The organism is Corynebacterium sp. HMSC074C11, assembly GCF_001809455.1.
Lineage (GTDB): Bacteria > Actinomycetota > Actinomycetes > Mycobacteriales > Mycobacteriaceae > Corynebacterium > Corynebacterium amycolatum.
The window spans coordinates 1-25,314 of the sequence record NZ_KV797720.1; the positions used below are offsets into that span (position 1 = coordinate 1).

Genomic DNA, 25,314 nt, shown 5'->3' on the forward strand with positions numbered 1-25,314 from the left:
GAAGATCAACGCACTCTAAAAACGGAAGAGCCCGTTAAGGACTGACATTAGATGCTTGCGACGATCCTCAGCTCGCCTATCGTCTACAAGCCCGACGTGTTGGCGAACTTTTGTATCCCGTCATCCTTGAAATCAATGAAAGCTGTCTTTTTGTGCTCAGGATGATGCACCCCTGCAGTGAACAGTGCAATTACAACGTGAGTCCCGATGCCGTGGAACGTGTCAAGGTTCATCGTTAGCACTCCGTCAAGCGTGTGCTTCTTCATGATTGCGGCCTCCAAAGCCTTGTTCTTCGCGAGTCTTTCCTACCATCGCCAATTGCAGCACGATAGCGGCTAAACGCCCTCGCCCCTCCAACAAATCAAGTACGTGGCTGATGAACGACAATTCAGAAAGATGTCGAGCCGTCTTGTCCTTCGATTGCGAATGCGGAGGATTCACCAGCACCTTAGTGAAAGCCTCTAGATTTCCTGGACGCTCCGGATCATAGGGGAAGAACCCGTCACGTGTGACATCGAAGATTGAATTGCGCTGGAAGTTCGCTTTACCGTCCTCTCGAAGAATCATGTTCGCCGTACCAACAGCGAACAATTTCTCCTGCAGTTCTACGCCATCGAGTTGGAACCGTTTGATGTCTTCGAGCTTATCCGCCAGTTTGTGAAAGTCTTTCTTGAACCTCACTGCTCCGTCATCGAACATCCGACGCATTGTCGCAATGAGAAAGGATGCTGAGCCTGCTGTGGGATCGCACAAGCCTACGGATTGGATACAAGAGTGGCGCGAAGCCTGCCGTCACTTATCGGGGTTTACCAGGAGGAAAACGGCAACAAGCATACCCATCTAACACCGGATGGAGCTACGACGTAGCGCAGACGGTTTGTCCCCGGCAGAACTGCCGGGCATACTGAACCGTTGCGCTACCGCCGCCAAAGGAAGCGCCAAAAGGTTTTCCATTACGCGAAAAGGTATGACGCGTCTCTAGACCGAGGTTTCGTCCATGGAAAATCTTCCCGCTAAGGCCGCTGAGACAAGTCTGTTCCGCGATTCCATGAGACTTCCGAAAACTTGTCTAACCTGCTCACTGACCTGGTTTGAAGACATGAGGAGATCGTTGAGGATTGTAACGATGCAATCTTGTTCTTCGCGCGTTGGCAGGTCAATAGTCAGGTTTGTCAGCTTCTTGAAATCAATGCTCTCGACGGTGGTACCCGATTTAGAAGCGCGGCTTCTGATCTGTGCTTCTCTTGCCATCAGGTAACAGTGGACGAATTCGATATTCACTGATTCATCAACTGAGTGCAGTACCTTCATATCCTGGTTAACCGTGAATTCTCCACTGATCATGGCGGAAGGAAGGATTCGCCGAAGAATTCCAGACCTCACAACAATACAGATGGCAGGCCCCTGATACAGCTTGGCTGTGGAGTTTTCAACGCCGGAAACTGACACCTGGTCTTGAGTTCTCTCTATCTCCCAGCCCTTCATATCTTTAGGCGTAACCCAGCGGATCGTTCCATTCAGCCAGTATTCCGCGACCGATTTCTTGGGAGTACCACCGCCTCCCCATGATCCTAAATCGCCTAACCTTCGAGTTGTCCAATCCTCTCGACGGACGCCGCGTTGGTTGCGCCATTCTTCAGTGAGCTGTCCCTGAATCGCCGCCTCTAAGAGGCTCTCAGTTCGACGATCAGCCCCCTCCAAGAACACTTCGATCCGGTCTACTGCCTTATCGACCTTCTGCAGGTTCTCCGTAAGCTTTTCGATGATTCCTAGTTGTTTTTCAAGCGGAGGAAGCGGAAATGGAAATTGCTCCAGAAACCACTTAGGGACTCTTTGTTGGCCTACTGCACCTGCCATGACTTCTTTTGCTTGAGCTCGAAACGTATGTTGACGGACAAAGGCATGTAAGAACCTAGAGTTGAGAGCAGGCAATGGCCTAAGAACGAAAAACTCTGTCGAGCCATATCCGAGCCCATTAAGCAGACCAGGGACGATTGCAGCTTTACCGTTCTCCATACACGGTGTGATCTTGGCGAAAAGAACATCGCCGGTTTGAAAAGATGTATAGCCTTTAGCGACTTGTTGCAGCTTTCTAACATCAGGGTGCTCGATCTGCCCCGTCACATCTGATACCGCGGCCATTGGTACAAAGGTTACATCTGTTTCGACAGAAACAGACGAAATATTGTCTCTAGAAGGGTTCACTTTGCACACGGAACCGAGCCGAACCCATTTCCAGTGTTTAGGGATCGGGTACGGTTGTTCTTCTTTGGGAACGAGTGCCTCGTCAGGGATGCTGTCGAAGTCCTCGATCAGAGGAAGGGATTTCGTTCGTGCCATCAGACTTCCTCACCGTCTCGGAGATCGACAGCAAGAGACCGGAGCAGTCCAAGAGCTTCCTCAAGGAGGTCTGCCGCTTCGTTGATCTGCTCGGCAGGGTCGTAGGAAGCCCAATCGATCTGTTCAGCTTCCTCCTGAACCAGGCCAATATCGAGCGTGTCGTCCTTGTCTCGAATCTCCTCTCGGCTGAAGCGAGTCCACCGTTCATCCTCAATGCCTGCCCGGTCGGGAGCGGTGTAAACGGCTTCGAAGTTAGCGAAGTGCTCTGTCGCTAGCGGATTTCGCTTACCAAACGAGGGCATGTTGGTACGTAAATCGTAGTACCAAACCTCTTTGGTATTGCCCTTATCGGTGCGGCCTCGTTCGAAGAACAGCACATTGGTTTTTACGCCTTGGGCATAGAAAATACGTGTTGGCAGGCGCAAGATGGTGTGCAAATTGCACTTATCCATCAGGTCTTCACGAATCCTGCGGCCGTCTCCGTCAGCAAACAGAACGTTGTCCGGCAAAACGACTGCGGCGCGCCCACCTGGTTTAAGACTGCGGTAGATGTGCTGCAAAAAGTTCAGCTGCTTGTTCGACGTTGGGAAAGTAAGGTCATCGCGAGTAGCGCGTTCACCACCACGTTTCGTTCCAAACGGCGGGTTGGTAAGTACAACATCGTAGCCCTTAACATCCTTTCCCAACGGGGACAGGGTGTCGCCCAACAAAATAGGTGCTTCAATCCCGTGCAGCATCGCGTTCATCAGCGCAAGCCTATGGGTATCGCGGACGAGCTCAACTCCGGTGAAAGCTTTCTTGACCTCAAAAGTGGCTTCAGTTTCACTGAGATCAAAGAAGTCGTCAGTTTGTTGTCTCACGTGCTCACTGGCCGCAATCATGAACCCAAAAGTTCCACAAGCGGGATCGTTACAGCGCTCTCCGGGCTGGGGGTTGACGAGTCGGACCATGACGTCAATGAGTACGCGGGGCGTGAAATACTGACCAGCGCCGGATTTCTTCTCATTAGCGTTCTTCTCGAGCAGACCTTCGTAGAGATTACCGAGGCCCTCCTCACGCGCGGAGAACCAGTCGAGCTCATCAATGGATGAGATGATCTTTTCAAGGTTTTTCGGCTCGTCGATACTCGTCGTCGCCCCGGTGTAGATCTGTCGAACAGGCCCACGTGCTTCTTCGCCTAGGTGCTGGAGCAAGTCCCGATAGTAGCGCTTCAGTTCAACGCCTGATTTTTCCCGCAGCACATCCCAGCGGTATTCAGCGGGAATTCCTGCCTCCGCGCCGGTTTCCTTCGCCATCTTCAAAAAGAGGATGTAGGTCAGCTCGGTGACGTACTCGTGGTACGTGATTCCGTCATCACGAAGCACGTTCGAGAGGTTCCAGAGCTTGGCGACAATTTCTTGGTTATTCACGCGACACTTTCTTCAGTTTCGTAAAGATATTTGTTGAACTCGTTGATCACGCTGTCGAGGTTACCTCGAAAGGCGATATTGACACGGGCGAATCCTCCTTGCTGCCGGAACCGAGGGTCTTCATCAAACACCTCTGGGGTAAGAAGGAGCTCGTTTTCCAGATACTGCTCAACTCGCGATAGCCACCCAAGCTCGACCTTGGAAAAGCTATGCCCAGCTTTGAGCTTGCTGACCGCGTTTCTAACGCGTTGTTCGTGGCTGACCAGTGGTGAGCCGAGTGCGTATCGTCGGACAAGTGAGATGATGTCGGCAGCAATCTCTTTGTTGGACAACTGAGATACGGCACTCGATAGCTTCTGTTCAGTAAACCCTTCACGATCGAGAGCAAGTTTCAGCGACTTCAACTGCTCGCGGGTCAGATCAGCCGGGCGTGTACAGATGATGTTGAGTGCCGCGATTTCATTGGTGTTGCTCTTGATGAATTGGGTGAATTCATCAAGGTAGTCACCTGGCGAAGCACTGTCGCCGAAATCTCGTGTATGGGTGAGGAGTTCATCGGGTTGGTGCGAGATCACCACGCGACGTGGCTCGCCGAGCGTGGTCGAATCCAGGTAGGCGAACAGTTCCGCATGGTCATGCACCCACGCAGTAGCGTCAGCGGGTGAAAGCTGCTTGAGCTGATCGATAACCGTCGACATCGACTGCCCACCAGCAAGGTCGGTGACCTGCTCGGCGGCTGCTGCTTTCATACGCTGCTTGCGACGCTGAAGCTTAGCCACGATTTGCTCAATAACTGATTTCTGGGAGTCTTCGTCGTCAACGACGGTGAGGCCTTCGAGCAGATCAGTGAAGCGGGTGTTGGGATTGACCGCAACTGGTTTCATCGTGTTGACCTGTTCGAGAGCATCGTAGACCCCGACTGGATCGTAGATATCGAACTTGTCCTTGTCGATTTCCGAGCACAACCGTGTGGCACGACCCAGCATCTGTTCAAACAGGATACGAGACTTCACTCGCCGCATGAACACCAATGACGTAATGGATGGCACATCAATGCCGGTGGACAGCAGGTCAACGGTAACGACAATCGACGGGTAGCGTTCATTCTTGAAGCGCTTGATCGCTTCCTGAACCTTCTTCTTGTTACCGCCCGCTACACTGCCGGTGATCTTCATGATCGCTTCCGGCTCGACACCACTGGCTGCATAAATTTCTTTCAAAATCGCCACGATCATGTCCGCATGCGCGTCATCAACGGCGTAGATGAGTGTTTTGCCGAATTGGTCAGGTGAGCTCGGGTCGAGATCACGAGCAATCTCGGCCAACACGGTTCGGTTGAATTCCTCAGTGATGACCTGCCGGTTGAACTGTTCAACGTCGAAGGTCACTTCATCAGTGAGTTCCTCACTGTTGGTGATTTCACCGGTCTGCGGATCGTAAATCGGCAGTGTCTCGCCTTTACCAAAAGAAATCCCGTCGGTAGACAGCTTCGTGGCCAGTCGGTGTGGCGCATCATGGTCGACCAACCAACCATCCATGACAGCTTCCCGATAAGAGTAGGTGTAGACCGGCGTTCCGAAAATCTCTGTGGTGTGCAACGCAGGCGTCGCCGTCAATGCAATTTTGAACGCATCAAAGTAGTCAATCAGATTGCGGTAGGCCGATTGATAGTCGAACTGGTCGCGGTAGAGCACTTCATCATCAGTCATCTCCTTGTCGAGAAGGTAGCCTCGGTGTGCTTCGTCAACGATGATTAAGTCGTAATCCGTGACTGCGGGAACGACCTGATCATCGGGATAGAAAACCCGTTTGACCATTGCTTGGACTGTTGAAACCCGGACTTTCGTCTCCAAATCGATCTCAAGGTCTTCCAGGCCCTTGATGTCATACAGTTGGTCGAGGCTCATCAGCTCTTCAAGTTTGACGTCTTGAAAGGCATCGAGTGCTTGCTCGCCAAGCGCTGTTCGATCTACAAGGAACAGAATCCTCCTAAAACGCTTGGCTTTCAGGAAACGGTAGATCATCCCGAGAACGGTGCGGGTTTTGCCAGTACCCGTTGCCATTGCGAGCAAAGCGTGGCGCTGTCCATCCGACACGGCTTTTTCTGCGGCGTGAATCGCAGCGACCTGATAATCACGCAGGTTCAGGCCACTAGGGTCAGTCAGGAGATCATCGCTGTAGGAAGCGAGTGTTTGGTTCGCTTTGTCACTGTCTGCTTCCAAGATGGCTTGGAGCCCCTCGGGGCTCGGCCAGCCGTGGAGAGCACGAGGAGTATTCAACGCACTGCAAACATCGAGGAACCACACGCCCGATTTCGTTTTGAGCTGATCGAGGTAGGGACGCGCATTGGTGGCGAAGAGAAACGGGACCCGGTAGCCGTGCCAGTGGCCAAGCGTCAGATCGTAATGCTCAGGCTTGATGAGCCGGGCATAATCCTTAGCTTGGTAATCAAGCACGGACGGGATGTCCACGTGGTCGGCCTTAGCCTCGATAACAGCTACCAGGGCCTCCCCGATGAACAGCGCGTAATCTGCTCGTCCGCTTCTTCCCACCGTCGAATTGGTAGGCCACTCAGCAATCGCAAGATTACGTCCTGCCTCCGGCCGCGTCCCATGCGCGTAGCGTAGTCGCTCGGTATCTGCTTCCCACCCAGCGTTTCGAAGTTGCTCATCTATCAAGAGCCTGGTTTCAGCCTCTGTACGCGGTCTTTGATTCGCTGCACGAGATGCACGCGATGCCCGTTCACGCTTGCTAACTGGGGTTGACTGCTCGGCCTTGTTCTCGTCGTCGCGTTTGAGCCTAGCTTCCTTGCCTTCCAGCTGCTCGATGGGTTCTTCAACAAACGATGTCAGGGAATAAGTCGGGATCTGAAGATCAAGTGGCCCATACGTGTGCGCAAACCAGCCAGCCACGGAATGAACCACTGGAAGAAACTGCGACGCGGACTCTTCATCGCCCCATCCTTCGTGAACTGCCTTGTTTCGTGCCTTTCGCACAAGATGTAGAACATCGACTACGTCTTTTGGTAGGAGTCCTTCTCTTTCAAGGGTGTCAATTCGCTTTACCGCAGAGCTATCAAAAGGTTCTCGAACGCGGTCAAACTTAAACATCATCGACACGATCGACTCACAGAGCATGCCGAGCTTAATCAAAGCAGAATTAGGATCAGACTGCCGATAAGCCTCAGCCAAGTTGCCCAGATTTGCTAACGAAGGAAACGAGTCTTCAAGAAACGCAAAGTTTTTCATTATTCGCTCACTAACTCCCGTTCACAGATATCGGCAATGTCGCAGTTAAGTGCTCCGCAGATCCGTAGCAAAGTATCGGTTTGCAGGTTGGCTATTTTGCTTAGTTTTGCGATGGAGCTGGAGCTCAAGTCAGCTGCTACCTGAAGGTCTTGTTTACGCCAGCGTCGAGCTCTAAGCATCTGCCAAAGCTAATCGTAGTTCATTTTCGAACTCGGTTCCGGGGTTTCTACAGTAGCCACTGATCACTCCTATGCTTCTCAGGAATGTCTAGAACCTGTTCTTTGTCTTTCCGTGTCTCGCCTGGCGGCTCCGTGTGTTCTCGGTTCCAGGCGAACCCATACAGTGCATGCGAACCTTCACCAAGGTGGATGACTTGGGTTGCTTCGACGTGCTCGCGCGTTTTCCTCGTGTAGGCGTGATCCTTATCAAAAGCAATGAAAATCTGCTTATCAGTAAAGGTGCGGTACAGATCTAGGTTTTTCTCGACGGTTTCATCGGCGATGTTCTTGATCATCGGCGAGTCATGGATAACTGCGGGCAACTGTGTAAGCGCCAGGACCGCCAGGTCAAACAGGATCAGATTCTTGTCAGTGGTGCCCGTACCATCATCAACGCGAGAGCGATAGACGTACTTCTTATCATCGTCAAAAACTAGCTCGGGTGGCACCCGGGAAGTGTCGTAGAAAGGAGCATCAATCTGAGCAATCTGGGTGTTGATGGTGCGCCCGAGCTGCTTGAGCAGTGGTAGCCGTTTAGCATCGAGTTTTTCCTTGGCGGCCTCTTTGGCTTCGCGGGTAGAGTCAGGCGGTCATTGCATCATGGATAACACCAGAGATTACCTCCCGAGGAGTTAACCCGCCGAGCACCACCCTCGGCCGGTTATTCAGCAATGCCTCCGCCTGGGCGACCTCCTGGTCGGTGACATCGGTAAAGTTGGTGCCTTTGGGGAAATAAAACCGGATATCCCGGTTCATCCGCTCATTGCTACCTCGCTGCCACGGCGAATGCGGATCGGCGAAAAACACCTGGATATTCTCCGCGACGGAAAACTCCGTGTGTTTGGCAAACTCCACCCCCTGATCCCAGGTCAACGTCGACATCGTGGTGTCCATCGACTCTTTGAGCCGACGAATCATCCGCACCATGACCTCATTGACACTGGTGGCAGTATGGTCAGTGCCGAGCCTGCCGAGCAGCACAAACCTGCTGCGGCGTTCCACCAATGTCGCCAAAGCACTGGTGCCATCTGCGCCAATAATCAAATCCCCTTCCCAATGACCGGGCACGGCACGATCATTGGCTTCCGCTGGGCGAAGTGAAATATTGGCATCATGGGTCCAGCGTTTTCCACGTGGCTTGGGCACCCCGGCTAAAAGCGAGCGGGGTTTACGCCCTGGCCGGGTAGTCCGGCAGGACTTTTCAAACACAAGTTCTTTGCGCAAGCTACCTACCCCTTGTACGTAAAGGGCCTGGTAAATCGACTCATGGCTAATAGTCATGGACGTATTATCACCCCACAATGCAGCCAACCTGTCACTGGCCTGACGCGGTGAGGCACCACGGTTGAGCAGATCGACAACCTGGGCGCGCAAAACCGATTGTCATCGAGTTTACGCGGCTTAGGGCGAGCAAGACGCCCGCGGCTGGCCTGATCAGCCTGATAAGCATCGTAGATACCATCGACGCTATTGCGCGCGATTTCACGGCTGACGGTGGATTGACTACGACAGACTATCTGGGCGATACGCCGGTGCGAATGCCCTGCTCGCAGATGCTCGGCAATGACTAAGCGTTCCGCCAGCCCTAGCCGCCGACCAGTACCAACACGAGATACATCACCGGGTGTTACCCGGCTGCGGGTATTCATAGTGGTTAATCTAGCCCGCCGGTTATACACCGTGGATGTGCACACCCCGGCCTGTGCAGCAATCTGGGCAACACTATATGTGCCGGCCATAAGCATCTCGTAGATCACGCGATGCTTATCCATCATCGAGACCTTCGGGCAGTGCGACTGGTGCTGAATCGCAATTCCGGCTTGTCGCGCCCACCGCCTGACAGTTGGTGCGGGGATCGCTAAATCGCGCCCTACCGCGCTTGCTGATGCCCCATTGGCAATGTGTTCAAGCGCAATCGGTTTGATGGCACTGTATTTCGATCGGCGGGTTTGCTTCACTACTTCTCCTGGTCGAAAGTGGTGATGCATTCACCGCATGAACCTACCCCTGCCAATCAGGCCTCAGAGCTCAGTCGCAAAACCTTTGCAAAATCAAACAAAAAATATCTAATCGCAAACTCGACTCAACTAATCAATACTCCAATATTCATACGCTAATCAAATAAGAGCACTTAAATGAACCGACGCAAAAACAAATTTAGAGCTTTACAATTTAGGCCAAAACAAATCTTGATGAAACAAAAAGCAATCTAATTAGCCATCGTATAACTCTTCGGATCAAAAGCCCCAAAGGAATCCGCGATATTTAAACACTTCTCCTGATTCTTAAAAAGATATCCTATATGAGATTCAGGGTAAAGATCCAAAATAGTTTGGCAGAACTTAGAGAACAGCCTATCCAGATCCAAGCTATTATATTGCCGTTCAAACACATCAGCAGATTCACGATCTCGATAAATATCGAAATTCCTCATCACCAAAAATTCAAATAGCCTATTTCCATGAATCGCCGGCAACCGTTCCTTCAAAGTAAGCGCATTATCATCAGAATAAATTGTCAAATCGGACTTCGCCTTATTAGCAAGAAACTCGTCCAAATAGTGCAGGAAATCTACGGCCTTAACTACCGATGTTGGAGTTACACGTGATTCATCGAAAATCTCCGTATATGGAGGACGGCTAAGATCTTTCCACAGAGTGGAAATACTACTTTTAGCACGAACGACGTTCCGCACATCGCAACCAGAACACGTTAACGCAATTGTCGCATCTTGCAGGTCGAAATCACCCGCCTTTTGATCCGGCTTTGAATCACCACTACGAATCCAGTAGGTTCTTGCATATTCTTTATCTATCTGCGCGCGGAGCTGAACTTGGAATTCTTCAAGTGATACAAAATCCTTAAAACCAATGGGATTTTGGCTATTGTTATATTGAGTTACGTTTCGCTGGAAAACCTCATCCCCCTCCGGCAGTTCAATCAACCTAACAAGACACTTTACAGACTTAAGGTTTTCCTTTACATCACCATCTGCATTATAGACATCGAATAGTGACTGACTTGTCTGAGCTCCATTGACGATGGATGCATTTGTTAATTTGAATGTAGCGAAATCACTCGATAATCCACCCATTTTTGTTCTTCTTATTCTTTCCGCCGTAATCGTAATTCCATTGTTGAAATACCAAAATGACTCTGGCTCTGATTGTGCGGTGGATCGAATCCCATCATTAATGTCTGTCCGTCCGAGACCATTTCGCAAGTTCTTAGCGAATAGCTTGTCACCATGCTGATCTACCAATTTGGCGATGTCCTCACCGGACACCGCTCCGTACCATGACGGATAGGGTTCACTCATGTCCTGCAATTTTGAGACACTTAGCTGGAAGGTTACGCCCGCGCCAGTCTCAGCATGATCAAAGGAACCGTAGACGCCTTTCTGGTCAATCAGTTTTAACTCGACTTGGTCGGAGCCGATTTCTTCAATCCGACGGTCAAGTCGATTCTTGGATTTTTGATTGATCTCCGATGTCGCAGTTGTAATCACCACCACGTTTATTTTTAATGCAAAGTCGTAGATTGCAGTATCGAGTTCGTCCTCCAGCTTTTTGATTCGCTCATTCCCTTCAGCGCACAATCGCATATGAATGAACTCATCTAGTCCGTTCGCAAATTCACTCGCGTCGCGCTCGGTAATAAAACTAGTATTTCGTTTCGGATTTTCTTGCCATTTTGACTGTACAAAAGTTATTGTGTGGGTATCCTGCGAATAAAATAATGCGTCGATACCTCTATCGTTTGGACCATCCACAATATGATCTGCCAATTTTTCTTTTTGAATTCCGCCAATAGCAAAGAGTGCATGGCCTGCCAAAAGCTTTGTTAGAATTGATGATTCTTCATCATTCGGCAACCTTTGCTGCAACTCTTGGCGAAGTTCTGCGTATTCTTTGTAAAGTTCCGTCTTAATCTTTGTTATATGTAGAGTGCCCATACCTATATCCTAAAAGCAGTTCCTACGGCAGTTGATCATTTTCGCTAAAAAATATAATTATTTGCCATATCGCTTATACACTTTCTCATTCGGTAAAACCATTGACAACCCCCACCTGCCCCGCAGCATCAGACACAGCGTCCACACGCTTCACAGCAGGGTCGGCGCCCCAGCGTTCGTCCGGTAGAGCACTGACACCTTCACGGCCAAAGCTGTCAGTCCCCACCACAACGTGACCAGCGGCACCCTCACCGGCACCAAAGCCCTCAGCCAGCGCCACCGCCAGATCCGCAATCAGGCCAGCACCAAACTCCGGGTCCTCGCCCTTATCAATCGTGGCGCGCGAGACAGTGCCGTGATTACCAACAATCACAATGCCAGCAGCCGGGCGCAGGGTCCCCTCGTCGTACTCGACAAAACCGCCGCCCTTCAGGGCCTCCAGCAGTAGCTTTCGGTCCGCAGCGGAAGCCCGCTCTCCCCCATCCTTATCCAGTTCCAACACAGGAGCCAGCGCCTGGCCAGCCTGGCGGCCCGGCTCGCGGCGCTCCGGGTCCAGCTGTACATCGGCCGGCAGTGAGGTAGAAACCGTGTCCTTCAGCTCATCCGCGCCAGCAGAAGAGAGGAACTTATCGGTCAGCTTTAGTACGCCCGCATCCGGGGCGCCAGCAGCGCGCAGGGTCTCGGAAACCCCTGCCAGCTGATCTTCGGTGGCATCGGGAGTCGCGATAACAAGGACGGGCACATCCTTCAAAGAGTCCTTAACAATCTCCCCGACGATGGGCTCGATGATGCGGTTGGCTTCATCAGCACGCGCTTCCTGTGCATCAGCACGTGCGACGGCCTCATCGCGCTCAGAGGCGGCACCAGTACCAAAATCAATGCCAGCACCAGCGGGGTTCAGCACATAAGCACCCAGCGCAGCACCTGCCGCCACACCGAGGGCGGCACCTGTCACACCGGCTGTAAACTTCCCGCTCCTGCGCTTCTTCCCCATCGCCCGTCCCTCATTCCTTTCGCCGACGCCTCAATCAGCTCTGACAGCTGAAAACTCAGGCGCTCAAAGTGCTCTAAATACCGCTAAAACTACTTAAACAGCCCCTGGAACCACAGTGCAATGGAGTTCCAGGTATCAATCAGATTCTCGCTGACAGAACCATCACCGGAGGTACCAGCGATAGCGAAAATCACCGCAACGGCGACAAAGATAGCCAGGATTGCCCAGGCCACACCGAATCCACGGCTATTGACCTGGTAGAGGTCGGCGACCATGCGACCGTCGACAAGCTTCTCCCCGACCTTCAAACGCGACAGCAATGCCGACGGCACACCGCTCTGGTTCTCAGCATGGTAGATGCTGTCGATGTTCTGCGGGGCGCCGACGGAGACGACCATGTCGGCCTCGTGATGCGCGGCGAAAACCAGCGCCAGGTCAGTGGCGGAATCGGACAGCGCCGGGAACGTCATGGCGCCAATGCCGAGGTCTTGAATGCGCTCGAGGCCCACCGCGTGACCGTCCGGGTCTGCGGGCAGAATCACGCAACCGGCAGACCGCAGCGCCTCGGAGTTGATGTTCTCCGGATCACCGATGATGTAGTCCGGCTCGTACTTGAGCTCAAACAGCGTGTCGGCACCGGCGTCGACACCAATGAGCAGCGGCTCGTACTCGCGGATGAAGTTCTTCAAATCTTCCAGCGTCTTGCGGTGTCCCTCACCAGGGCTGACCACAACGACCTTGCGGCCGCGCAGCGGCTCCGTCTCGTCCGGAATGCCCAGGCCATCAATGTAGAGCGGGGATTCGGTCTTGGCGAACTCCACCAAGTTGCCAGAGAGCGCCTCCAGGCGGTCGACCATACTGGTGCGACCCTCGTCGAAGGCGCGCTCCAGCTCATCCTGGTCGACCTCGTCGCCCTGTCCAATTAGGCGGTCACCGTGGTAGAGCTTGCCGTCGTGAAGCCTTGCGTTTTTACCGTCCTTGAGCTTGGCAAAGACCTCGTCGCCGACGTTCTGCACCATCTCGATGTCGGCGTCGCGCATCATCTGCGGGCCGTAATTCGGCACAAAACCCGTGGTAAACGCGCCAGTGTTCACCACTGCGGCGACCTTGGCATCAATCAACTGCTGTGCCAGTGGACGCGAGATATCCGGTGCATCGATCACCACGATGTCGCCTTCGCCCATACGCTTCAGCGCACGATCCAGGCGGGAACCATCCCGCACGGTCCCCGAAATGCCAGGAAGATCTTTTTCGTTCCGAGAGAACAGACTCATGGCACTTAGTCAAACATAAGTGCAGCTACTTGGCCGCGAAGGCGCGCCGAGCTTGATCCAGAAGATCTTGCGCGTGCGCCCGTCCGGAGTCCGAATCGTCCAAGCCCGCCATCATCCGCGCGAGCTCGTCAATCCGCTCCTCATCGCCCAGGCTCGTCACCTTCGACGACACCGCACCTGAACGGGCATCCTTACTGACCACCAAGTGGGTATCCGCAAACGCCGCCACCTGAGGCAAGTGCGTGACGACGATCACCTGGTTATTCACCGCCAACTGCTTCAGGCGCTTGCCAATCTCCACAGCCGCGCGCCCACCAACACCGGCATCGACTTCATCGAAAACCATCGTGTGTCCGGCCTGTCCTTCGGCGAGGACAACTTCCAATGCCAGCATGATGCGGGATAGCTCGCCTCCGGATGCGGATGAGGCCAGCGGGCGCGGTTCGGCACCTTCGTGGGCACGGAGCTTGAACTCGATGTTGTCCACGCCAGCGGGGCCAAAGGTGTCGGCCTTGGTGATCTCCACCACCAGCGAGGTATGTGGCATGGCCAGGCCCTTGAGTTCCTTGGTCACGGACTGTTCCAGGTGCTTCGCAGCCTTTGCGCGGGCTTTGGAGAGCTTCCGCGCGGTGTTACCGAGCTTCTTCTCTGCGGCCTTGATCTCTGCGGTGAGCTTGTCCAGGGCTTCGCCGGAAACATCCAGCGTGGCGAGCTTGCGCTCCGCCTTATCCCGCCAGGCCAACACGCCCGCGATGTCCGGGGCGTACTTACGGGTGAGATTCTTGATCTCCACCTGGCGCTGCATGAGCTTATCCAGGGACTCGGTTTCCTCCGGCAGACCAGAGAGAAACGCGCCGAGACCAGCGGAAATCTCGGAGAGCTGGCTGGTCAGCTCATTGAGCTGGTTGGAAAACTCGGTGAGCTCGTCATCATTGGAGCCGGCGAGCTCGTTTGCGGCGGCACCGAGCAGTTCGGCAGCACCGGAGTCCTCGGTGGCGGCATCCATACCGGTCGTGCTCACGGCGGCGGCGCCATCGATGGCGGCAAGCGCCACGGCTGCAGCGTCGCGGAGACCGTCCAGGTCCTGCATGCGCCGGATCTGGGAGGCCAGGTCCTGATCCTCATCTGGTTCGGGCGAGACTGCGTCGATTTCTTCGATGGCGAAGCTGAGCTGGTCAGCACGCATGGCCAACTCGCGTCGCTTAGAGGTCTTCTCTTCCAGCTCTTTGACCATGGTGCGCCAGTGTGCGCGTTGCTGACGGTAGGTTTCCAGCGTCGGCACGATGGTCTCGGCATCCATGCGGTCGATCGCCGCACGCTGCTCATCAGCGCTTTGCAAGCGCAGCTGATCATTCTGGCCATGAATCGCGATCAGGCGCGTGGAGACATCCGCCAATGCCGCAGCCGACGCACTGCGGCCGCCAACCCACGCACGGGAGCGGCCTTTCGCGGAGACCTGACGGGCAAGCAGGTACTCGTCATTCTCATCGCGCTCGCCGCCGAGCTCAGAGACCACAGCATCGATGGTGGCTGACTCTTCCTCCGAGAGGTGCTCGGTGGAAACGCGACCTTCCACCAGAGCCTTGTCGGCGCCGGTGCGCACGCGGCCGGCGTCGGCACGCGCGCCACAGAGCAACTTGAGGCTGGTGACCACCATGGTCTTACCCGCACCGGTTTCACCTGTGAGTACGGTCAGGCCTGGGCTGAATTCAAGCGTCGCATCGGGGATAACGCCGAGGTCGCGGATGGAAATCTCAGTCAGCATGGCGCCTGCAATCAGTCCTTCCCTTGGAATGTGGGGTCTTGTCTGCCGTGGGTAAAAGGCTATTGGGCTTCGGCGGGGCCGCGCCACCCGGACGTCGGCAAGCGGAACTTGTGCACCAGACGATCGGCGAACGGCTGATCATCCAGACGCACCCAGCGCACCGGTTGCGCGCCGCGCTCGATTTCGATACGGCTGCCCGGCGGCATGGTGATGTTGCGGAAGCCGTCGAGCACCGCGACTGCCTCGGCGGTGTCGTGGTTGGTCTCAATGGCGATGGTCGAGTGCGGGGAGATCACCAGCGGGCGGGAGAACAGCGCGTGGGCATTATTGGGCACGACCAGCATGGCATCGAGCTCCGGCCAGAGCACCGGACCACCTGCGGAAAAGGCGTACGCGGTGGAGCCTGTCGGCGTGGAAATCAGCACGCCATCGCAGCCGTAGGAACTCACCGGGCGGCGATCGACCTCTAGGATGACGTCCAGCACGCCACGGCGGTTGACGTTTTCGATGCTGACTTCGTTCAGCGCCCAGCCGGAGCCAATTACGCGGCCGGTGGTGTCACGGACGGTGGCGCGGATGGTCATGCGATCTTCGATACGCCAGGAACGCTTGATAACGCGGTTGATCGCCTCCGTCATGGACTCCTGCTCCCACTCGGCGAGGAAGCCCACGTGTCCCATGTTGATACCGAGCACCGGCAGGTCAGCCGAATGCGCGATATCTGCGGCACGCAGGAAGGTACCGTCGCCACCCAGGACGAGGACGAGTTCGCATCCCGACGCTGCTTGCGGCGAGTGCCAGTAGCGCGGGTACTTACCGAGCGTTGGGTGCGCGGCCAACGCCTCCGGGTTCTTACCGGCCAGCACGCGGATATCGATACCCGCGGCCTCAAGCAGCTCGGCCGCCTCGGCGGCCATTTCCAGGTTGGCGCTGCGGCCAGTGTGCGGGACCAGCAGGATCTCGCGCTTGCCGGCGCTGGTCTTGGGCTTGCTTTCCCGTGAGTGAGTCTTCGCGCTAGTCGGTGAGCCGGTCGGTGAGCTAGTCATTGTGCGGCCCCTCCTCAACGGCCTTAGCGATGGCCGCAGCCATAGCCTCATCACCAATATCGCTGGCGCCACCGTCTTTCACCAGCCATAGGAAGAACTCCACGTTGCCGCTCGGACCCGGAAGCGGGCTGGCCACAGCTGCGCGGAAGGACAGCCCCAGAGTGCGGGCGTACTCGGCGACTTCTTGGACAACTTCCTGACGCAGCGCATCGCTGCGCACAACACCACCGGAGCCAAGGCGCTCCTTGCCTACCTCGAACTGTGGTTTGACCATCGGCAGCAGGTCAGCGCCCTCGTCCAGGCAGGATACAATCGCTGGCAGGACCAGCTTCAGAGAGATAAACGACAGGTCGCCGACCATGACATCGGCCGTGCCGCCGAGGATCTCCGGGGTCAGCGTGCGGACATTAGTTCGGTCGAGCACAACCACCCGTGGGTCATCCTGCAGGCGCCAAATCAGCTGACCGTAGCCGACATCGACGGCGTAGACGGTATTAACATCGCGGCGCAGACACACATCGGTAAAACCGCCTGTCGAGGCACCGGCATCCAGCACTTTCCGGCCCTTCAAGTCCAGGCCCTGCGGCTCGAACGCTTCCAGTGCTCCGAGCAGCTTGTGAGCCCCGCGCGACGCCCAGTTCTCGTCTTCTTCCAGGCCACTGACGCGAATGGACACGTCCCCTGTCACCGCAGTCGCGGGCTTGGAGGCGACAAAACCACCGACCTCGACTCGACCGGCCTTAATCATGTCCACTGCCGCCTCACGGGAGCGAGCAATCTTCCTTCGCACCAGCTCCGCATCGAGCCTGCGCTTAGGAGCTTTCTTTGCCACCGCGTTCACTTTCCTTCCCTGCGTGACGAGCCCAGGGCCTCATACAAAATCTCATGCGCCCGTTCGAACTGTGCGACTCTCTCCTGCGGAGTCGGCGCTGGTGCGGATAGTGCAGCCGCAACCTGCTCCCGGACGTCCTCCGGGGTTACCTCGCGCGCACCGGGCATTGCCGCCGGGCTGGGTGCAGCAGAGGGACCCGGTTTCGGCCCCGGCACGGGACCAGACTCCTGCCCCGGCCCCTGCCCAGGCTTCGGTGCGATCTCGCTCATCAGCTATCACTTCCGCCAGGCAGCCAGCGCCGCCTCAGCAGCCGGGCCCTCTGCGCGGACCTGCGTGACCTCGACTGCGCCAGCACGACCAGCCTCAGAGTTCCACACCACATCCGCGACCGTCAGCAGCGCCGCCACCGCGGCCTCCGCCGGGTTCGCCAACCGAGGATCCTCCGTGTCACCGCCAGAAAGAACGATGACACCGGCCTCCGCATCGTCGTAACGCGCGGTGAAACCAGCCTGCGGAGCCGGACGTGCCTGATCCAGCTCACGATTCAGCGCGGTCATGTCAGCACCGATGAGCGTCGGACGGTGCTCGGGCGGCGCTGCGACGACATCCATATGCGTGGAAACGCCCGTGACCACCATAAACGTGTCCACCTTGGCAGCGTTTCCGCCCGCGATGTCGGTATCCAGGCGGTCCCCAATCGCCAGCGGATTCTTTGCGCCCACACGCTCCGCCGCCTTAATGAACATCGGCGGCTTCGGCTTACCGGCCGACAGTGGCGCCACGCCCGTCGTCGTCGAAATCGCCGCAGCCACCGAACCATTGCCGACCAGGAAACCGCGCTCCGACGGCAGCGTCGTATCCAAATTCGACACCAGGTAGCGCGCACCCCGCGACACCGCCAGCGCCGCCTCCGACATCTGCTTCCACGTCATCTCACGGTTGAGCCCCTGGAAAACCGCCGCAGGGTTGTCATCAGCGGAATCCACCACGGTGTACCCCGCCTCACGAGCCAACTGCTTAAACGACTCCGCACCCAACACAAAGACGTTCGAGCCCGGATCAATGACCTCCGCCGCCATCTCGATGGCCGCCTGCGCTGACGTCATCACATCGTCCGCGTGAACGTCATAGCCCAGCCCATTGAGCTGATCCGCCACCGTCTGTGGCGCACGGGAGGCGTTGTTCGTAATAAACACCATCGGCAGCGCCGCCTCGGTCAGCCCCTCCAGCGCGTTCGGAATCGCCGCGCCGCCCTCGTAAATCGTGCCATCCAGATCAAGCAGAGCGGCATCATAGGAAGAAGCGACAGAAGCCATGAGGTGCATTTCTCCTTTTACGAAATAGGAACGCTTTACGACGAATTGTAGATGCGCGGCCGGATTGCGTCAGCGGTGGCTGGTTGTGCGAGCCGGGCAGCTGGGCTGTTTACTTGCTCAGCTCTTCGATGCGCTCGCGAGCATCGAGCATCTGGTCGACATCAATCTTGGCGCAGCGGGTAAACCACACCTTGGCATCGTCTTTACGGCCGGCCTCCACCAGCGCATCAGCGTAGGCGTAGAACAGGCGAGCTGCTTCGAAGTCCTCACGGTCCGGGTTCAAATCCTGGGTCTCCAGCTCAACCAGAGCCTCATCAATCTGGCCCATATCGCGGCGGGCACCTGCGGCGACGATAGCCAGCTCAGTCTTGGACTCGTTGTCCAGCTGCTTGGCTTCCTCGGAGCGAGCCAGCTCGATGGCCTTCTCCGGGCGGCCGAGGCCGCGCTCACAGTCCGCCATCACCGCGAGCATGCCCGGACCACCGGAGATGCGACGAGCAGCACGCAGCTCCGCCAGGGCTTCCTTCCACTCAACTGCGTGGTAAGCGGCAACACCAGCGGTCTCACGAACGACACCGACGCGGCCTGCGCGGTCCTTCGCTGCGCGGGCGTGCTCCAGGGCACGCTGCGGGTCTTCAGCCATCAGGATTGCAGCCATAATCATATGACGAGCGACCTTGTCGGCGTTGTCCTTAGCTAGGCTCTTCAAATCCTGGCGCACGCTCGGGTCGAGCTCGTCTGCACGAATGTCATCTGGCAGCTTCGGCTCGTTCTTGCGGGCCTCAATGCGCTCCTCGCGGAAACCTGGGCGCTGCGGGCCGGTGCGGTGCGTACGCTTCTCATCCTGGAAGCGGCCACCACGGTTGGAGCGACGTGGCTTACCACCACGACGGTCGAAGTTGCGGTCTCCCTGGCCACCGCGTCCGCCCGGGCCGCGACGATCATTGCGGTCGCCCCGGTCGTTGCGGTTGTAACCGCGCTCGCCGCGCTCATTACGATCATCGCGATTGTTGCGGTTGTAACCACGACCGCCACGACCACCGCGTTCATTGCGGTCACCGCGGTTAAAGTCACGATCGTCGCGATCATCACGACGGAAGCCCCGCGAACCACGGGAATCGCGGTTGCCGCCATGACCACCGTGACCACCACGGCCACGACCACCTGGGCCACCGCCCTGTCCACGACGATCGTTGCGGTTGCGCCCGTTAAAGCCGCCCTCGCCACGACCATGGGAACGGTTAGACCCGCGGTTTCCGCGATTTCCTCGGCCTTCGCCGGAACGAGGACCTACGTGCTCAGCCATGAAGTCGGAGCTCCTTATATGTAATGAGTAAAAGAATTTATGTGTTTTCAGGCTACCAGTAACCCCGGATTGCCTGGTGGTCTACCTAAAAGACCAAACTTTCATACTACTGCTAAGACCTACCCACATTCCAGCCCAGCAAACGCGCGGAACCTGTGGCCTTCCCCACTGCCTGGGACAAATCCCAGACAGCCAAGCCAATCCAGCCGTCGGTAGTGAACTGCGCGGTAGCGGTGGTTCCCTCGACGCGGAGCTCATGCTCGGCATCCGAAAGCCCGTCTGGCACGGCGAGGTTGGCGCCCAGGGCGTCGTTAAGCAATGCCTTGAGGGCGCGAGCATTGCCCTGTTCAGCGCGATGTGCGGCGCGGCGGAAAACGGTGAGCGCTTCCTTGGCGGCGTCCTCGGGCATCACGGTGGTGTCGGCAGCGAGGTCAAAGAGACCCTCCTGCTCGAAGGTTGCGGTCTTGGGTTGTTTGGGCTCGGAGATAGGCGCGGCGGGCGTGGTTTTTGTCGGCACTGCATTCGCCTGTGCTGCATTCGTCTGCCCGCGACTCCCCGCGCCGGCGAAACCTGGCCCCTCGGGCACTGCGGTGCCCTTCTGATACGCAGTGGCGGCCGCGCGGGCGCGCTGATCAGCGGCCTCGTTCATGTCGTGGCCGGAGTGTCCCTTAACCCACTCGAGGTGGATATTGCGGCCGACGAGCAGCTGGTCGATGTCCTGCAAGATATCGACGTTGAGGACGGGCTTGCCGTCGCGCTTCTTCCATCCCTTGCGCTTCCACCCCGGCATCCACTTGGTAACGGAGTTAATCACGTACTGCGAATCACACAGTACGAAAAGAGGTTCGTCGGGGATGTGCGCGGTAGCGCGGAGCAGCTCGGCAAGAGCAGTGAGCTCCCCGCGGTTGTTGGTTCCCTCTCTCCATCCGCCGGCGGCCCAGCAGCTGTCGTCGATATACCAGCACCACCCGGCAGGTCCGGGGTTGTGCAAGGCGGAACCGTCAACGGCAGCAGTAATAGTCATGAGGCTAGATTGTATCGGCTGCGTGGGGCCGGCTCGGAATTGGCTTAAGAGCCGTAACAGGCGACCGGGCCGTGCGGGCCCTCGACGATGTCAATGTGAGTGTTGAAGATTGGGCTCAGAACCTCCGAACGCATCAGCTCTGAGGTTGGGCCGTGCTCAACAATCTGGCCATCCTTGACCGCACAGATGTAATCGGCGTAGCGAGCCGCGAAATTGATGTCATGCAACACCACCACCATCGTGCGACCCAACTCGCGCACTGCAGTGCGCAGGTGCGACATGATGTCGACCGAATGAGAAATGTCCAGGTTGTTCAACGGCTCGTCGAGAAGCACGTAATCCGTCTCCTGACAGAGCACCATTGCGACATACGCGCGCTGACGCTGACCGCCCGAGAGTTCATCCAGGTAGCGGCCCTGGAGCGCCTCAAGGTTGAGGAACTCGATGTACTGAGAGATGATGCGCTCATCCTCGGCGGTCAGGCGCCCCTGGCTGTACGGGAAGCGGCCGAAGCTGACTAGCTGGCGCACGGTGAGACGGGTGACGAAGTGATTGTCCTGACGCAGAATCGACAGCACCTTCGCCAGATCCTTCGACTTGGTCTTGCCCACGTTGTACGGGCCGACGTTGATGTCGCCGGAATCGACGGCCAGAAGGCGGCCAATCATAGTCAAGAGCGTGGACTTGCCCGCACCGTTCGGTCCGATCAGCGCCGTGATGGAGTTGGTCGGAATTTCCAGGTCAACGGGGCCAATTGACACCTCGCTGGTATAGCTCTTGCTTACACTGTCGAGGAGAATCATAGCCGTCCCTTCTTCAAAACGACGTAGAGGAAGATCGAACCGCCAACCAGCTCGATAATGATGGACACCACGCCCTGAGCATAGAAAACGTGATTGAGAATGAAATACGCACCGGCCAACGTGACGTAGCCGATCAGCCCCGCCATCGGCAGTACAAAGCGATGGTCATAGGTATCCGCAGCCTGGTACGCAATGGTCGCGACCAGGAAGCCGAGGAATGTCATCGGGCCGACCATAGCCGTCGATACTGCCATTAGCACCGACACCGCAACCAGCACGGTGATGGACCGAACCTGGTAATTCACGCCCAGATTCGTCGCAACCTCACGGCCTAGCGACATGACATTCAGCGCCCGCGAATGCAGCGCGATTACAACGATTGCCGCTATCACTAGCGGAATTGCCACTGGGAAAAACTCCGGATCAGCGTTGTTGACCGAGCCGAACAACCGCGCCGTCAGCAGGTCAAAGTCCGAAGGCGTCAGCATGCGCTGCATGAACGTCGATACCGAGGCCATCCCGCCACCGATGACAATGCCCACAAGCAGCATGCTGTGCATATCCGCGCTCTTCCCAGTCAGCAGCCACGCGTACAGCACCAGCGACAGCCCCACCATCAGCGTAAGCTGCAGGACAAACGCCCCAACCGAGCCGGCATTCATCAGACCCGTCGCGCCGAGGAAGTAGACCGCGGCGGTACTGATAGCCACGTACAGCGCTTCAAATCCCATAATCGACGGCGTAATAATTCGGTTATTCGCAATCGACTGGAACGCAACCGTCGCAATTGCATGACAGCAGGCAACCACAATCATGGCAATCACGGCATCAAGACGACGACGCGCAATCAGCCAAAAGCCCTCCGTGCCGAACGGCAACGGGTTGTCCCATGTGAGCAGACCCGCGGTAAACAACGTCGCCAAGCCCACCAGCACAGCAATGATAATCCAGTACCTGCGCGCCGCGGCGCCCGTGCTAAACGACGTCGTTTGCGGCCCAACCTGGTTGGCCATCGTGTGAGTTGAACTGAGATTAAGCACGACGCCGCTCCACAATCAGATAGACGAAAATGGCAGCACCCAGGATGCCGAGAATCACCGATACCGGAATCTCGAAGGGGGCGATAATGACGCGGCCAATTATGTCCGCGATCGTCACGATGGCAATGCCCACCAGGCACACCCATGGCAAATTGGAACGCAGGTCATCACCACGAAACATGGAGACGATGTTCGGGACGACGAGGCCCAGGAAGGGTAAATTGCCCACCACGACTGTGACCAGGCCTGTTGCAATCGCGATTAGTCCCGTACCCAGGAACACGATTCGCTTGTAGTTCAGTCCAACGTTGGTCGCGATATCCTCACCAAGGCCTGCTACCGTCAGCCGATCGCTGAATACGAAGACGATTGCGACCACAATGACGACCAGCCACAGGAATTCGTACTGCCCTTTATAAATATCAGTGAAGGAGCCTGCAAACCACACGCCCAGCGACTGCAGCATGTCTGTCTGCAACGCAAAGAAAGTCGAAATCGAACTGACTACCGCGCCCAGCATGATACCCACGATGGGTACGACCAGGCTCGACTTCAACGTCACTCGGCGCAAGAACAGGAAGAACACTGCCGTGCCGATGAAAGCGAAGATAATCGCGCCGCTCATCCGGCCGAGCAACGACGCTGAGGGGAAGAAATACATCACGAAGATCAGGCCAAGCCCAGCCCATTCCGTGGTTCCCGTCGTGGTGGGTTCGACGAACTTGTTGTGTGTAAGCAGCTGCATGACCAGGCCGCACATCGCCATCGCGGCACCCGAGAGCACTAGCGCAATGGTGCGCGGAATACGCGTGGTAGCGAACATCTGCCAGCCGTCGTCGGCGCCCAGGATGTCGTATTGGCCTACAAACAGCGACATAGCCACCAGGACTGCCACAACGGCAATCCCAATGGCTAATCGGGGTTCCAGTAACTTCTGCATAGAGTTGGTGAGGTACTCCTGTGACTGGCCAGAGAACTATTAGGCCTGCTCGAAGGCGTCGGCAAGCTCGTTCAAAATCTCCGTGTACGTGATGATGGACTCGTTGGTGTAAGTGTCCTCTGGGGCGTAGTAGATCTTGCCCTCCTTGACGGCCTTCACGTTCTTCAGCGGAGCAGCTTCCTCGACCACAGACTGCGCCGAACGGTACTCATCGGTACCGCGCACCGAGGTGCCAGCATCGCGGTCGAGAACCATGATGAAATCCGGGTTCGCCTTAGCGATGGACTCGGCGGAAATCTCATCACCCTGGTGATCATCGCTGGCCTTGTCGACCTCCAGTGCCGGCTTCATGCCAATCAGATCAAACAGCGGGCCGAAGGTGCGACCAACAGTCGGAGCAATGTAGCCGAGCGTGCCTCCCGACGAGTTCAGCGCCATAACCTTCACGTCCGGGTTGTAGGCCTTGCGAGCGCGCTCCAGAGCTTTGTCGAAGTCCGCGATGAGTTGATCGGCTTCCTTCTCCTTACCGAAGATGGTGCCAAGCCCCTCGGCGTGACGCTTGAGCTCCTCATCCAGCGACTTGCCCTCGCGCGGCTCGAAGTCCACGATGGCGGAGTTCGGAGCGAGCTTCTTCAGGTCGTCGTAGTACTTGTCAAAACGCTGACCGTTGACGATCAAGTCCGGGTCCGCAGCTGCAACGATCTCGAGGTTCGGCTCGCGGTGATTACCGATGTCCTGAACGTCAGGATTGTCCTTGTAGTCGGAAACCGTAAACGGGATAATCGGCTTCGGAGCTGCAGCCAGCTTAATACCCCACTGATCGAGCATCTCGAAGGAGCGGTTATCCGTTGCCACAACAGAGTCAATTTCGGCCGGTACGGTCTGCTCACCGTGATTGTCAGTAACGGTAACGGTGGATTTGTTGCCTGCAGCTGCAGACTTATCCTCGTTACCGGCATCAGTAGAACATGCACCAAGTACAAGCCCCAGGCTCGAAACAGATGCGACTACGATATTGCGAATACGGCCGGAGTTAGAACGCGCCACTTAAAGGCATCCCTTCGGTCACAGTAGGATTGTTAAACATGCGTCCGGTGGACGCGGTTACCCAATCACTAACTTAGGTAATCATTACCTGGCAAACATTAGCTTAGGGTTCCCTATTTAACAAATAAATACGTTATGAATTTGCGCAATATTTAGGGCAGGGTTCTTCCAATCGTTTAGTATTGGCTAATTTATACAGGTACTGGCCTGTTTGCAGCGATCGATAACGGGGATAACTGGCGCGCTATCGAAGGTAACCTGTGCGCTGTCGAAGCATGTTTGGACCGAGTTGGACGTAGTTGCGAATGCGTTTGTGGGTTTTGCGTGTGAACTGGGGCTGTAATTGTGATGGACGGATTGTGCACGCGATTGGAGGCCATACTTGTGAACGCGGGCAGCATGCGTGGATACGGGCTGCAAATCTGAAACTGTGCAACTTTATGACACTTTCAAGCCATTTTTCGCCCCATTTCTGTCATAAACGCAGTCAGTAACTTCGATTAGCCTTCAGCCGCCGCCATAAACGCACTCACTAGCCCCGCATCGACCCGCCCCTGACAGCCACAAAGGCAGTCAGTAACTCGCATTGGGATAAGCAGCGAAAGGCGCCAACCAGGCGATTCGCTGAGCGGACACGCTTGTGCCCATTCGCCCGGATACCCCTTACCCTTTAGTTCCTGAGAGACCGGCAAGTACGGCTTCCGCCGCCGACCGGACCAACCCTTGTTTAATGTTGTTTACTTGTGGGTAAAACAAA

At 56.3% G+C, this 25,314-nt stretch carries 23 protein-coding genes; all 23 read right to left on the reverse strand.

The window, feature by feature from the left end; genetic code table 11:
• Positions 1-83: 83 nt before the first annotated feature.
• Positions 84-233, reverse strand: coding sequence for a hypothetical protein (locus HMPREF2614_RS11155; RefSeq protein WP_210384462.1), 150 nt, complete (start codon positions 231-233; stop codon positions 84-86).
• A 13-nt stretch (positions 234-246) separates the two neighbouring features.
• Positions 247-753, reverse strand: a complete 507-nt coding sequence (locus tag HMPREF2614_RS00665) for an N-6 DNA methylase (protein ID WP_210384463.1) — start codon at positions 751-753, stop codon at positions 247-249.
• A 225-nt stretch (positions 754-978) separates the two neighbouring features.
• A complete protein-coding gene (locus tag HMPREF2614_RS11185) occupies positions 979-2,340 on the reverse strand; it encodes a restriction endonuclease subunit S (RefSeq protein ID WP_246815649.1) in 1,362 nt (453 codons plus the stop codon).
• On the reverse strand, positions 2,340-3,749 hold the full coding sequence (locus tag HMPREF2614_RS00675; protein ID WP_070559771.1) for an N-6 DNA methylase: 1,410 nt from the start codon (positions 3,747-3,749) through the stop codon (positions 2,340-2,342). Before HMPREF2614_RS00675 ends, HMPREF2614_RS11185 begins: the two co-directional genes overlap by 1 nt.
• Entirely contained in the window at positions 3,746-6,997 is a 3,252-nt protein-coding gene (hsdR, locus tag HMPREF2614_RS00680; protein ID WP_070559773.1) for a type I restriction-modification system endonuclease, read from the reverse strand. Before hsdR ends, HMPREF2614_RS00675 begins: the two co-directional genes overlap by 4 nt.
• Entirely contained in the window at positions 6,997-7,176 is a 180-nt protein-coding gene (locus tag HMPREF2614_RS00685; RefSeq protein ID WP_141745457.1) for a helix-turn-helix domain-containing protein, read from the reverse strand. Before HMPREF2614_RS00685 ends, hsdR begins: the two co-directional genes overlap by 1 nt.
• A gap of 47 nt (positions 7,177-7,223) precedes the next feature.
• Entirely contained in the window at positions 7,224-7,664 is a 441-nt protein-coding gene (locus HMPREF2614_RS00690) for a DUF2326 domain-containing protein (RefSeq protein ID WP_070559776.1), read from the reverse strand.
• A gap of 133 nt (positions 7,665-7,797) precedes the next feature.
• Positions 7,798-8,589 carry an IS30 family transposase gene (locus HMPREF2614_RS11190; RefSeq protein ID WP_141745458.1) on the reverse strand — a complete coding sequence of 264 codons (792 nt, stop codon included), beginning with the start codon at positions 8,587-8,589 and terminating at the stop codon, positions 7,798-7,800.
• The gene (locus HMPREF2614_RS11370; protein WP_083300182.1) at positions 8,493-9,203 is read right to left on the reverse strand and encodes a helix-turn-helix domain-containing protein; all 711 of its coding nucleotides are present in this window, start codon (positions 9,201-9,203) and stop codon (positions 8,493-8,495) included. Before HMPREF2614_RS11370 ends, HMPREF2614_RS11190 begins: the two co-directional genes overlap by 97 nt.
• A gap of 221 nt (positions 9,204-9,424) precedes the next feature.
• Positions 9,425-11,170: an AIPR family protein gene (locus HMPREF2614_RS00700; RefSeq protein ID WP_070559780.1), complete on the reverse strand. Its 1,746-nt coding sequence runs from the start codon at positions 11,168-11,170 to the stop codon at positions 9,425-9,427.
• Positions 11,171-11,255: 85 nt separating this feature from the next.
• Positions 11,256-12,164, reverse strand: coding sequence for a copper transporter (locus HMPREF2614_RS00705; RefSeq protein ID WP_070559782.1), 909 nt, complete (start codon positions 12,162-12,164; stop codon positions 11,256-11,258).
• Between the two features lie 89 nt (positions 12,165-12,253).
• Entirely contained in the window at positions 12,254-13,438 is a 1,185-nt protein-coding gene (gene steA, locus HMPREF2614_RS00710) for a putative cytokinetic ring protein SteA (protein ID WP_070559784.1), read from the reverse strand.
• Positions 13,439-13,463: 25 nt separating this feature from the next.
• Positions 13,464-15,203, reverse strand: coding sequence for a DNA repair protein RecN (gene recN, locus HMPREF2614_RS00715; protein WP_038625603.1), 1,740 nt, complete (start codon positions 15,201-15,203; stop codon positions 13,464-13,466).
• 59 nt (positions 15,204-15,262) lie between these two features.
• On the reverse strand, positions 15,263-16,249 hold the full coding sequence (locus HMPREF2614_RS00720) for an NAD kinase (protein WP_141737495.1): 987 nt from the start codon (positions 16,247-16,249) through the stop codon (positions 15,263-15,265).
• The gene (locus HMPREF2614_RS00725) at positions 16,242-17,081 is read right to left on the reverse strand and encodes a TlyA family RNA methyltransferase (protein WP_038629012.1); all 840 of its coding nucleotides are present in this window, start codon (positions 17,079-17,081) and stop codon (positions 16,242-16,244) included. The genes HMPREF2614_RS00720 and HMPREF2614_RS00725 overlap by 8 nt, the downstream gene beginning before the upstream one ends.
• Before the next feature lie 5 nt (positions 17,082-17,086).
• Positions 17,087-17,350 carry a hypothetical protein gene (locus HMPREF2614_RS00730; RefSeq protein WP_049181197.1) on the reverse strand — a complete coding sequence of 88 codons (264 nt, stop codon included), beginning with the start codon at positions 17,348-17,350 and terminating at the stop codon, positions 17,087-17,089.
• A gap of 6 nt (positions 17,351-17,356) precedes the next feature.
• Complete coding sequence (locus HMPREF2614_RS00735) at positions 17,357-18,397, reverse strand: HAD-IIA family hydrolase (RefSeq protein WP_038629017.1); 1,041 nt, start codon at positions 18,395-18,397, stop codon at positions 17,357-17,359.
• Positions 18,398-18,506: 109 nt separating this feature from the next.
• Positions 18,507-19,703, reverse strand: coding sequence for a tetratricopeptide repeat protein (locus tag HMPREF2614_RS00740; RefSeq protein WP_038625605.1), 1,197 nt, complete (start codon positions 19,701-19,703; stop codon positions 18,507-18,509).
• A 112-nt stretch (positions 19,704-19,815) separates the two neighbouring features.
• Positions 19,816-20,727, reverse strand: coding sequence for an RNase H family protein (locus HMPREF2614_RS00745; protein ID WP_038625607.1), 912 nt, complete (start codon positions 20,725-20,727; stop codon positions 19,816-19,818).
• A gap of 44 nt (positions 20,728-20,771) precedes the next feature.
• On the reverse strand, positions 20,772-21,530 hold the full coding sequence (locus HMPREF2614_RS00750; protein ID WP_038625609.1) for an iron ABC transporter ATP-binding protein: 759 nt from the start codon (positions 21,528-21,530) through the stop codon (positions 20,772-20,774).
• On the reverse strand, positions 21,527-22,543 hold the full coding sequence (locus HMPREF2614_RS00755; protein WP_038625611.1) for an iron chelate uptake ABC transporter family permease subunit: 1,017 nt from the start codon (positions 22,541-22,543) through the stop codon (positions 21,527-21,529). Before HMPREF2614_RS00755 ends, HMPREF2614_RS00750 begins: the two co-directional genes overlap by 4 nt.
• Before the next feature lie 19 nt (positions 22,544-22,562).
• Positions 22,563-23,510, reverse strand: coding sequence for an ABC transporter permease (locus tag HMPREF2614_RS00760; protein ID WP_038625612.1), 948 nt, complete (start codon positions 23,508-23,510; stop codon positions 22,563-22,565).
• 39 nt (positions 23,511-23,549) lie between these two features.
• Positions 23,550-24,557: a siderophore ABC transporter substrate-binding protein gene (locus HMPREF2614_RS00765; protein WP_038625614.1), complete on the reverse strand. Its 1,008-nt coding sequence runs from the start codon at positions 24,555-24,557 to the stop codon at positions 23,550-23,552.
• Positions 24,558-25,314: the final 757 nt, after the last annotated feature.

Coding starts and splice junctions, on each gene's coding strand:
- HMPREF2614_RS11155 (WP_210384462.1), bottom strand. CDS start 233: ATGAACCTTGACACGTTCCACGGCATCGGGACTCACGTTGTAATTGCA.
- HMPREF2614_RS11185 (WP_246815649.1), bottom strand. CDS start 2,340: ATGGCACGAACGAAATCCCTTCCTCTGATCGAGGACTTCGACAGCATC.
- hsdR (WP_070559773.1), bottom strand. CDS start 6,997: ATGAAAAACTTTGCGTTTCTTGAAGACTCGTTTCCTTCGTTAGCAAAT.
- HMPREF2614_RS00685 (WP_141745457.1), bottom strand. CDS start 7,176: ATGCTTAGAGCTCGACGCTGGCGTAAACAAGACCTTCAGGTAGCAGCT.
- HMPREF2614_RS11370 (WP_083300182.1), bottom strand. CDS start 9,203: ATGCATCACCACTTTCGACCAGGAGAAGTAGTGAAGCAAACCCGCCGA.
- HMPREF2614_RS00700 (WP_070559780.1), bottom strand. CDS start 11,170: ATGGGCACTCTACATATAACAAAGATTAAGACGGAACTTTACAAAGAA.
- HMPREF2614_RS00705 (WP_070559782.1), bottom strand. CDS start 12,164: ATGGGGAAGAAGCGCAGGAGCGGGAAGTTTACAGCCGGTGTGACAGGT.
- steA (WP_070559784.1), bottom strand. CDS start 13,438: ATGAGTCTGTTCTCTCGGAACGAAAAAGATCTTCCTGGCATTTCGGGG.
- recN (WP_038625603.1), bottom strand. CDS start 15,203: ATGCTGACTGAGATTTCCATCCGCGACCTCGGCGTTATCCCCGATGCG.
- HMPREF2614_RS00720 (WP_141737495.1), bottom strand. CDS start 16,249: ATGACTAGCTCACCGACCGGCTCACCGACTAGCGCGAAGACTCACTCA.
- HMPREF2614_RS00730 (WP_049181197.1), bottom strand. CDS start 17,350: ATGAGCGAGATCGCACCGAAGCCTGGGCAGGGGCCGGGGCAGGAGTCT.
- HMPREF2614_RS00735 (WP_038629017.1), bottom strand. CDS start 18,397: ATGGCTTCTGTCGCTTCTTCCTATGATGCCGCTCTGCTTGATCTGGAT.
- HMPREF2614_RS00740 (WP_038625605.1), bottom strand. CDS start 19,703: ATGGCTGAGCACGTAGGTCCTCGTTCCGGCGAAGGCCGAGGAAATCGC.
- HMPREF2614_RS00745 (WP_038625607.1), bottom strand. CDS start 20,727: ATGACTATTACTGCTGCCGTTGACGGTTCCGCCTTGCACAACCCCGGA.
- HMPREF2614_RS00750 (WP_038625609.1), bottom strand. CDS start 21,530: ATGATTCTCCTCGACAGTGTAAGCAAGAGCTATACCAGCGAGGTGTCA.
- HMPREF2614_RS00755 (WP_038625611.1), bottom strand. CDS start 22,543: ATGGCCAACCAGGTTGGGCCGCAAACGACGTCGTTTAGCACGGGCGCC.
- HMPREF2614_RS00760 (WP_038625612.1), bottom strand. CDS start 23,510: ATGCAGAAGTTACTGGAACCCCGATTAGCCATTGGGATTGCCGTTGTG.